The sequence below is a fragment of the Streptomyces sp. MS06 genome (assembly GCF_047200655.1).
Classification (GTDB): domain Bacteria; phylum Actinomycetota; class Actinomycetes; order Streptomycetales; family Streptomycetaceae; genus Streptomyces.
Map to the genome: position 1 here is coordinate 62,734 of NZ_JBJZOJ010000036.1, position 8,932 is coordinate 71,665.

9 protein-coding genes and 1 pseudogene are annotated in these 8,932 nt (G+C 70.6%); 9 read left to right on the top strand and 1 reads right to left on the bottom strand.

The window, feature by feature from the left end:
* Nucleotides 1-17 precede the first annotated feature (17 nt).
* Nucleotides 18-848, bottom strand: coding sequence for an AfsR/SARP family transcriptional regulator (locus ACL02U_RS20275; protein ID WP_412792276.1), 831 nt, complete (start codon nucleotides 846-848; stop codon nucleotides 18-20).
* A gap of 338 nt (nucleotides 849-1,186) precedes the next feature.
* Here ACL02U_RS20275 and ACL02U_RS20280 point away from each other — a divergent pair, with 338 nt between their 5' ends.
* The 9 genes and pseudogenes from ACL02U_RS20280 to ACL02U_RS20320 all read left to right on the top strand — a co-directional run.
* Nucleotides 1,187-1,891 (top strand): HAD family hydrolase, encoded by a 705-nt coding sequence (locus ACL02U_RS20280; RefSeq protein WP_412792277.1) that lies wholly within the window; start codon nucleotides 1,187-1,189, stop codon nucleotides 1,889-1,891.
* Between the two features lie 51 nt (nucleotides 1,892-1,942).
* A complete protein-coding gene (locus ACL02U_RS20285; RefSeq protein WP_412792278.1) occupies nucleotides 1,943-3,181 on the top strand; it encodes a transaldolase family protein in 1,239 nt (412 codons plus the stop codon).
* Nucleotides 3,182-3,216: 35 nt separating this feature from the next.
* A complete protein-coding gene (locus ACL02U_RS20290) occupies nucleotides 3,217-3,975 on the top strand; it encodes a hypothetical protein (protein WP_412792279.1) in 759 nt (252 codons plus the stop codon).
* Nucleotides 3,972-4,703 (top strand): SDR family NAD(P)-dependent oxidoreductase, encoded by a 732-nt coding sequence (locus tag ACL02U_RS20295; protein ID WP_412792280.1) that lies wholly within the window; start codon nucleotides 3,972-3,974, stop codon nucleotides 4,701-4,703. Before ACL02U_RS20290 ends, ACL02U_RS20295 begins: the two co-directional genes overlap by 4 nt.
* 20 nt (nucleotides 4,704-4,723) lie before the next feature.
* A complete protein-coding gene (locus ACL02U_RS20300; RefSeq protein WP_412792281.1) occupies nucleotides 4,724-5,893 on the top strand; it encodes a hypothetical protein in 1,170 nt (389 codons plus the stop codon).
* 221 nt (nucleotides 5,894-6,114) lie between these two features.
* The gene (locus ACL02U_RS20305; RefSeq protein ID WP_412792282.1) at nucleotides 6,115-6,876 is read left to right on the top strand and encodes a class I SAM-dependent methyltransferase; all 762 of its coding nucleotides are present in this window, start codon (nucleotides 6,115-6,117) and stop codon (nucleotides 6,874-6,876) included.
* Nucleotides 6,877-6,931: 55 nt separating this feature from the next.
* Complete coding sequence (locus ACL02U_RS20310; RefSeq protein WP_412792283.1) at nucleotides 6,932-8,230, top strand: MFS transporter; 1,299 nt, start codon at nucleotides 6,932-6,934, stop codon at nucleotides 8,228-8,230.
* Nucleotides 8,223-8,816, top strand: coding sequence for an adenylyl-sulfate kinase (gene cysC, locus ACL02U_RS20315; RefSeq protein ID WP_412792284.1), 594 nt, complete (start codon nucleotides 8,223-8,225; stop codon nucleotides 8,814-8,816). Before ACL02U_RS20310 ends, cysC begins: the two co-directional genes overlap by 8 nt.
* A pseudogene (locus ACL02U_RS20320) lies at nucleotides 8,813-8,932 on the top strand (sulfate adenylyltransferase small subunit); the annotation flags it as partial. The gene cysC and the pseudogene ACL02U_RS20320, both read left to right, overlap by 4 nt.

Sequence of the window (8,932 nt, forward strand, 5' to 3'; positions counted from 1 at the left end):
ACGCGGCGGGCGGTGTCTCAGCGGCCGGTGCTGACCAGGTCCAGCGAAAGTCTCAGGTTCTCCGGCGGCCGCAGGTCCAGCTCCGAGCTCTCGGTCAGCACGGCGGTCTGCAGCGTCCGCAGCCGGCGCGACGGTTCGATGCCGAGTTCGTCGCCGAGATGGCGGCTCAGGGCCTGGAAGACGTCCAGCGCGTGGGCGGTGCGTCCCGACCGGTAGAGGGCGATCATGTACTGGGCGTGCAGGTTCTCGTGCGTCGGATGGCGGGAGACCAGCAGGCTCAGCTCGGAGAGCAGCTCGTGGTGGAGACCGAGCCGCAGCTCGGCGTCCAGGGACTGCTCCAGTGCGGTCATCCGCACCCCTTCCAGGTGGGAGATGCGGGCCTGGAGGTGCGGGCCCGCCTCGATGTCGACGAGCGTCCGTCCGCGCCAGAGGCCCAGTCCGGAGCGCAGTGCGGCGGCGCACAGCGCGTCGTCGCCGAGGGCCCGGGCCCGGCGGGCCTCGGCCATGTGCGCGTCCAGCGCGTGCAGGTCCAGGCCGCCCTGCGGGACGTGCAGCAGGTAGCCCTGGTGGCGCGTCTCCAGGATGCGCTTCGCGGCCTGCACCGAGCCCACTGAGGGCAGGCCGGCCAGTGCCCGGCGGAGCTGGAACACCCGGGTGTGGACGCTCTGCACGGCGCTGCGGGGCGAGTCGTCGCCCCACAGTTCCTGCACACAGGTACCGAGCGAGACCTGGGCCCCGGCGTGCAGCAGGAGCAGTGCGAGGAGCTGTCGTGTCTTGGGCGCGGAAGGGAGCCGTTCGGTGGCTGCGCCCGCGCCGTGGTCCGGCGCGATCGCGGACAGGGGACTCACCGGTGGATCCGTGAGGGAAAGCGGACCGAGAACTCCGAACTCCATGGGGAATTCCTCTCGTATGGACACTCCGGACTGCGGTCCGAGGTGAATCCCCGGACATGGTTCAGCCGTGATCGAACGCTGACGTCAATCAGCGATGCCCCTGCCGCAGAACGTATCCGGAAGGTCGCGGCGGCCTCCAGCGGCAACTCCATATCGCCGAGGACTCTGTCATCCGCGCCCGGTTTGCCGGTCTTTGCGTGCATCTCCCCTGTCGGTATCCGGCCAGGAGCGAATCGTGAGACCGCCGTGCTGTTCTGGGACCCGTTCACACCTCGACGGAAGGAACACCCCCGGTGGCGAAAAGACTGGTCGTTTTCGACTGCGACGGTGTTCTGGTGGACAGCGAGACCCTCAGCGCGCAGGCCATGCGGGAGCTGGTGGCGGCCGAGGGGCTCCGCTTCTCGCCGGCCGACGCACTCGCCCTCATCCGCGGACGGAAGGTCGCCGCGTGGGTCGCCGAGTTGGAGCAGAGGCTCGGCAGGGCCCTTCCCCCCGACTTCGTGCCGGAGTTCCGGCGCCGGGCGGCGGCCCTGTTCACCACGTCCCTGCGGCCCGTTCCGCACGTGCGGCAGGTGCTCGACGAACTCACGACCCCGTTCTGCACCGCCTCCAGCGCACCCCGCGAGAAGATCGAGCACACCCTCGGACTGACCGGGCTGCTGCCCCTCTTCCAGGGTCGCATCTACAGCGCGTACGAGGTCGGCTCCTGGAAGCCGGACCCCGGACTGTTCCTCCACGCGGCCCGGGACACGGGGGTTCCGGCCGAACGCTGCGCCGTCGTCGAGGACAGCCTTCCCGGGGTGCTGGCGGCCGTCGCCGCCGGCATGGCCGTCTTCGGCTACGCACCGCCGGAGAACGGCACGGCGGCGTCTCTCGCCGCGGCCGGCGCCGTCACCTTCGACTCGATGACCGCGCTTTTGGACCTGCTCGCGAAGTGGTCGTCGGGACTGCCCGTGAGCGCATCGATATCAGCCCGTGAGAACGCACTGCTTCAGTAAGTCTGTCCCTCTCTCCCGGAGCCCGGGATCGGATCGGAAGGTCACTCTCGCATGCCGCTCGTTCTTGAAGAACTGCAGCGCGTCAGTCCTGCGGCCGAAATCTGGTGGGATTCCTCACCGCTCGATTTCCCCCGGTGGCGGGACGGTTTCCTGAAGGAGGCGCCGGACCGGGAAACCCGGGATCGCTGGGCGCGCGAACTCGACCGGTTCCTGTGCCCGGAGAAACCCGACGACTCACTCGTGCGCGGAATAACGACCAACCCCTCGCTGGTCGCGCAGAGCATTCTCGCCTCCCCCGGCATGTGGGGCCGGGAGATCGACGCACTCATCCGCGGCCAGAGCTTCCCCGACGTGGAGAGCACCTTCCGCCTCGTGTACGAGGAGGCCCTCCGCCGGGCGGCGGCGCGGATGCTGCCGATGTGGGAGGCGAGCGGGGGACGGTTCGGCTGGGTCTCCGGCCAGCTCGATCCGCGTCTGATGTTCGACGCCGACCTCATGCTCGAGCAGGCCGGGCGGATCGCCCGGACGGCGCCGAACCTGATGGTGAAGGTGCCCGGCTCCGCCGCCGGGTACGAGGTGATCCGGCGGCTCGTGGGCCACGGGATCTCCGTCAACAACACGCTCTCGTACACCGTTCCGCAGTTCCTCGCCTGCGCAGAGGCCGTCGAGTCCGGGCTGGCCGAGGCCCGCCGGCGGGGTGTCGCCCTGGACCGGTGGCGCGCCGTCTTCACCCACATGATCGGCCGCTTCGGCGCCAACGCCGACCTGCACCACGAAGCGGGCGTCCGCGGTATCGCCCTCACCGCCGAGGACATCCGCTGGGCCGAGGTGGCCGTCCTCAAGCGCATCCACCGGCGGATCCGGGACCACGGCCACCCGGTGAAACTCCTGCTGTCCAGCCTGGAGGTCGACGACCCGGCGACGCTCCCCGGCAGGTTGAGCACGCATCTGGAGCAGAGCGCGGGCGGAGCGATCGCCTACACCTGCAAGCCCCGCTTCGTGGCCGACGTGATGCGGCGCGACGGCGAACTGCCCGCGTTCGCGCCCGACGCGGTCGAGCAGGAGGTGCCGGCCGAGGTGCTGGAGAAGCTGATGTGGCTGCCCTCCTTCCAGAGCGCCTACGAGCCGCACGGCATGAGCATCGACAAGTTCGCCCACTACGGCAGCTTCATCTCGACGTACGCCGAGGTCCTCGGCAACACGCGGAAGCTGCTCGACTTCATCGCCCACCGCTTCCAGACGATGACCGACTCCACGCGGCCGCTGCTGCTGTCCGCGAGCACCCGCTGACCGCCGCCGTCCGCAACAGGGAGGGAGCCCCCACCATGCACCCGTCCGTCGCCCTCTGGAGCCATCCCCGGTCCATGTCGACGGCGCTCGAGCGGTCCTTCATCGAGCGTGGCGACTTCACCGTCTTCCACGAGGAGTTCGCCTACGTCTACTTCATGCACGAGGAACGCGCCGCGATCCCCCACAAGAACCCCCAGCCGGGCCACCCCCTCACCTACCCCGACATCAGACGGATGATGGAGGCGGCACGCGCTGAGCGCCCGGTGTTCCACAAGGACTTCCCCTACCACTGCCTGGACCACCTGCTGGGCGATCCGGAGTACCTGCGCGGCCAGGTCAACACGTTCCTGGTGCGGGACCCGGAGGAGGCGGTGCTCTCCCACGCCACCGTGCACCCCGAGGTCACCCGGGACGTGCTCGGCTACCGCGAGCTGGCCCGCCTCTTCGACCTCGTGACCGAGCTGACCGGGACGCCGCCGCTGGTGCTCAACGCGGCCGACCTGGCGGCCCGGCCGCACGAGACGATCGCCGCCTACTGCGAGGCGATCGGCGTCCCGTTCCGACCGGAGGCGCTGAGCTGGTCCGCCGGGGAGCAGCCCGAGTGGACCACGTGGAGCGGCTGGCACACCGACGTGTCGGCGAGCAGCGGGCTCGGGGCCCCGCGGCGCAAGTACCGGTTCGGGTACGGCGACCTGCCGCACCTGCGCGAGTTCGTGCGCCACTGCCGCCCCTTCTACGAACACCTCGACCAGTTCCGGATCCGGCCCTCGCAGCAGAAGGAGGCAACGGCATGAGTGTGCGCACCGTGATCGTGACGGGTGGCGCCGGCGGCGTCGGGCGGGCCCTGGTCGGGCGGCTGCTCGACGCCGGCATGACGGTCATCACCTGCGACATCGACGAGGACGGACTGAAGTCGCTGGTCGACGAGCACCACGGCCGCCCGCTTCACACCTACGTGTGCGACGTCTCCTCGCACGAGGACTGCGACCGCTTCATGGACGCGGTCCTCGCGGCCCACCCGGAGGTGGACGGCCTGGTCAACAACGCCGGCCTGTATCTCGGGCAGCCCGTGTGGGAGTACGACGACGAGACGATCGACCGCGTCATCGGCAGCAACATCAAGGGGCCGGTGTGGCTCTCGCGGCGGTTCGCCGGCCACCTGCTGCCCGCCGAGCGGCGCGGCGCGATCGTGAACCTGGCCTCGGTCGCCGGCGAGGTGGGCAGCTCGGACGCCCTCTACGGAACGGTGAAGGCCGGCGTCATCGGGCTCACCAAGTCCAACGCCATGAACTTCGCCCCGCACATCAGGGTGAACGCGGTGTCGCCCGGGCTGATCGTCGGCACGGCCATCGCCGACCGCATACCCGACTACCGGTACGCCGAGTACAAGCGCCAGGAGCTGCTCGACGGCGACATCCGCCCCGAGTACGTCGCCGACGTGTGCGCCTACCTGCTCGGCGAGCGGTCGCGGACACTGACCGGCGCCGTGCTGCGCGCCGACAACGGCTCCTATCCGCGTTGAGCGCGAGGAAGGCAGAGACGGTGAATCACCACTCCGCGGCGGAGGGACCGGCGGGACGGCCCGCCGGGAAGCCGCTGATCATGCTCGTCGGGATGGGCGACCTGTCGGCCCGGGTGCTCAGCATGCTGCTGGGCGATCCCGCGACCAACCGGGTCGTGCTGGCCGGACGGGACACCGAGACCATCCGCCGGCGCGGCAATCTGGCCCTGTTCACCGCCACGAACCTGGGGCTGCACGGCAGCGTGGACACGGTGCACATGGACCTCAGGAACGTCGAGGCGACCGCCGAGACCCTCGCCCGGGTCCGCCCGGACATCGTGTTCATGGGCGGCTCCCTGCAGTCCTGGCGGGTCATCACCAGGCTGCCCAGGGAGGTGTTCGAGGAGCTGGACGAGGCGCAGTTCGGGCCCTGGCTGCCCATGCACCTGACGCTGAACCACCTGCTGATGCAGGCCGTCAGGGCGTCCGGGACCGGCGCGAGGGTGGTGAACGCCTCGTTCCCCGACGCGGTGGGCCCGGTACTCGACAAGGTCGGTCTCGCGCCGGCCATCGGCGTGGGCAACGTCGCCAACATCGTGCCCGCCCTGACCCGCGGCTCGGCGCACCTGCTGGGCGTCGGCGCCGCGGACGTCGAGCTGAGGCTCGTCGCGCAGCACTACTTCAGCCACTACGTCCCCCGGTTCGGCGACGCGGGGAACGGCGCCTACCACCTCGACGTGCGGGTCAGGGGCGCGGAGGCCTCCGCGGACATCGACCACCGCGCGCTGTTCGCCCAGTTGGACAACCGGCTCAAGCGCCTCGGCGGCGTCGAGGGCCAGCTTCTCACCGCCTCCTCCGCCGTGCGGGTCCTGCGCGGCATGGCGGCGGACAGCGGCGTCCTCGCGCACGCGCCGGCGCCCTCCGGGCTGCCCGGCGGCTACCCGGTCCGCGTCCACCGGGACGGCGGGACGCTCGACCTGCCGGAAGGCGTCACGGCGGAGCAGGCGGTACGGCTCAACGAGGTCTGCCAGCGGGCCGACGGCATCGACCGGATCGACGACGACGCGACCGTGCACTTCGCCGAGCGGGAGATGTCCGTCATGAAGCGTCTGCTCGGATACGACTGCCCCAGCATGAAGCTCGGCGACTGCGCCGAGTGGGCCGACGAACTCGCCCAGAAGTACGCGGAGTTCGCCGCCCGCTTCGACTGAGCGGGATGCGGCCCGCCGGACCGCCCAGGGTCCCTCCGGACCCGCCGCCGCGGCCCCGCCGGCGCACCTCCGCGGCCCCGCCCCGGAACAGCAGACCCCGCAGACACCGCAGGCCCCGCCGGACCCGCCGCGGCCCCCGCCCGACCGGGCCCCGCCGCACCGAACCGCCCGCTGCCAACGGTCGCGCCCCTCACACCGATAGACCCGTCGGGAGACACCCCATGACCACCAACACCGCCACGCCCGCGGACGACTTCGCGGGCCAGTACATCCCCACCCTCGTGGACCGCTGGGACGAGCTGATCGACTGGGAGCTCCGCGAGCAGGGCGAGCAGGGTTTCTTCGTGGAGATCCTCGCGGAGGCCGGGGCCCGTCGCGTCCTCGACGCGGCCTCCGGCACCGGATACCACTCCGTCATGCTGGCCCGGCACGGCTTCGACGTCACCGCCGCGGACGGCAGCGCGGAGATGATCGACCGTACCCGGGCGAACGCGGCGCGGCACGGTCAGCGGTTCCCCGTCGTCCGGACGGACTGGCGGGAGCTGCGCGACCACGTCGACGGACGGTACGACGCGATCGTCTGCCTCGGCAGCTCGTTCCCCCACCTGTTCCAGGAGTCCGACCGGCGCGCGGTCCTCGCCGAGTTCCACGAGGCGCTGAACCCGGGCGGGGTCCTCGTCGTCGACCACCGCAACTTCGACTCCATTCGCCGGCACCGCTACCAGAGCAGCGGCAACTACTACTACTGCGGCACCGGGGCCTCGGTCTCGGTCGCGCACATCGACGACCGGCTGTGCCGTTTCCGGTACGAGTTCCCGGACCGCAGCACCCACCATCTGGAGGTGTACCCGATCCTCTCCGCCGAACTGTCCGGCCTGCTACGGGAGTCGGGGTTCGACTCGGTCGAGGAGTTCGGCGACTTCCGCCGCGATTTCGACCGGGACGAGGTCGACTTCGTCATCCACGTCGCCAGGAAGGCCTGATGCGGCCCGCCCCGGCCCCGGCAACGAGCGAGGAAGAGCTGAGAGGCCGGCACCCATGGTGAAGACATCGGCACCGACGAACCGCTCGCACGTCATCGCCGGATTCGTCATCACGGCACTGCTGACCAGTTTCGTGGCAGCGACCTACGGATTCGGCTTCTACCTCTTCGCGCAGATCGTCACCGACATGCGCAGGGACCTCGGGTTCGGCTACACCGTGGTCGGCACGGTCACGGCCGCCGGGCAGCTCGGGTTCCTCCTGTTCGCGCTGCTCGGCACCTGGCTGTCGACCCGGGTGGGCGGCGGCCAGGTGACCATCGGATCGGCGGCACTGTGCGGCCTGTGCCTGGTGGCCATACCGATGACGGACAGCATCGTCGTCATCGGCGTGCTGCTCGCGGTCATGGGCGGCACCGCCGCGTCCGTCTACGTACCGCTGGTCGAGATCGTCGGCCGGGTCATCGACTACGAGCACCGCGGCAAGGTGCTGGGCCTGATCTCCAGCGGCACCAGCTACGGCGTCTTCGTCAACAGCCTCCTGGTCCCGTCGTTCGTCGGCGCGGGCAACTGGCGCGGGCTGTGGTTCTGCGTCGGACTCGGCACCCTGACGGCCACCTCGATCGCCGCCTTCGCCTTCTTCCGGGTGGGACTGTTCCGCCCCTCGGACGGCCCCCGGACGGCGGTCGCGGACAGGGCCGCCCGCGACGACAGCGCCGGCGCGGGCTGGCGGATGATCCTGGTCCGGTGGGTCGTCATCGTCTGGGTGATGAAGTTCCTCAACGGATTCGCCTGCATGCCCTTCCAGAACTACCTCTCGCCCTACCTCCGCGAGGGGCTCGGCTTCGACATCGACTTCGCGGCACAGGTGTGGGGCGTCATCGGCGTCATCGGCATGGGTGCCGGGTTCGCCGTCGGCTGGCTCTCCGACCGGATCGGCGTCCGCACGTCCCTGGTCCTGTGCTACGGCATGTTCTTCGTCTCGGCGGCGCTGCTCGTCCTCGCACCCGTCGGATACCTCCCGCTGGTGTCCGGCGTCCTCTTCGCCCTCGCCTTCTACCCCATCTACGGGCTCGTGCCCGCCTACGTCTCGAAGTCGGCCTCCGGTGCCGCCGCGACCGTCATCTTCGGTGTCACCAACGTGACGCAGGGGCTCGGCGGGATCGCGGGCAACTACACGGCCGGCCTGCTCAAGTCATGGACCGGAGACTTCATGTGGTACTACGTCGTGATCGCCGCCACCACCGTGGTCCTGGGCACGCTGACCCTGCAGCTCCCCCGCGAGGGTTCTCCCGAGAGCGCCGTCGGCCTCGCCCCCACCCCGCCCGCAACCGACAAGGATCTCTCCCATGCCTAGTGGCACCGTGGAAGTCCGCGGAAAGGACACCCGCCGAACCCGCTGCACCTGCCACCCGGGCGCGACGGTCTGGCTGACCGGTCTGCCCAGCGCGGGCAAGACCACCATCGCGTACGAGGTCGCACGGCTGCTGCGGTCACGGGACCGGCGGGTGGAGGTGCTCGACGGCGACGAGATCCGCCGCTTCCTCTCCGCCGGCCTCGGCTTCTCCCGCGCCGACCGGCACGCGAACGTGCAGCGCATCGGCCTGGTCGCCGAAGTCCTCGCCCGCAACGGGGTGCTGGCGCTGGTCCCGGTGATCGCGCCGTACGCCGACAGCCGCGAGGCGGTGCGCGACCGCCACCGCAGCAGTGGCACCCCCTACCTGGAGGTGCATGTGGCGACACCGGTCGAGGTGTGCTCCGTGCGTGATGTGAAGGGCCTGTACGCGCGGCAGGCCGCCGGTGAGATCTCCGGGCTCACCGGGGTCGACGACCCGTACGAGGAGCCCGTCTCGCCGGACCTGCGCATCGCCGCGCAGCACCGGACCGTGCGGGAGTCCGCGGCCCTCGTCCACACGCTACTCGCCGAAAGGGGCCTGGTGTGACGACCGTCGCCACCGTCTCCGAGGAGATCGACAGCCCGTACGCACTCAGCCATCTGGCCGCCCTGGAGTCCGAGGCGGTGCACATCCTCCGCGAGGTCGCGGGCGAGTTCGAGAAG

Coding starts and splice junctions, on each gene's coding strand:
- ACL02U_RS20290 (WP_412792279.1), top strand. CDS start 3,217: ATGCACCCGTCCGTCGCCCTCTGGAGCCATCCCCGGTCCATGTCGACG.
- cysC (WP_412792284.1), top strand. CDS start 8,223: ATGCCTAGTGGCACCGTGGAAGTCCGCGGAAAGGACACCCGCCGAACC.
- ACL02U_RS20305 (WP_412792282.1), top strand. CDS start 6,115: ATGACCACCAACACCGCCACGCCCGCGGACGACTTCGCGGGCCAGTAC.
- ACL02U_RS20295 (WP_412792280.1), top strand. CDS start 3,972: ATGAGTGTGCGCACCGTGATCGTGACGGGTGGCGCCGGCGGCGTCGGG.
- ACL02U_RS20285 (WP_412792278.1), top strand. CDS start 1,943: ATGCCGCTCGTTCTTGAAGAACTGCAGCGCGTCAGTCCTGCGGCCGAA.
- ACL02U_RS20310 (WP_412792283.1), top strand. CDS start 6,932: ATGGTGAAGACATCGGCACCGACGAACCGCTCGCACGTCATCGCCGGA.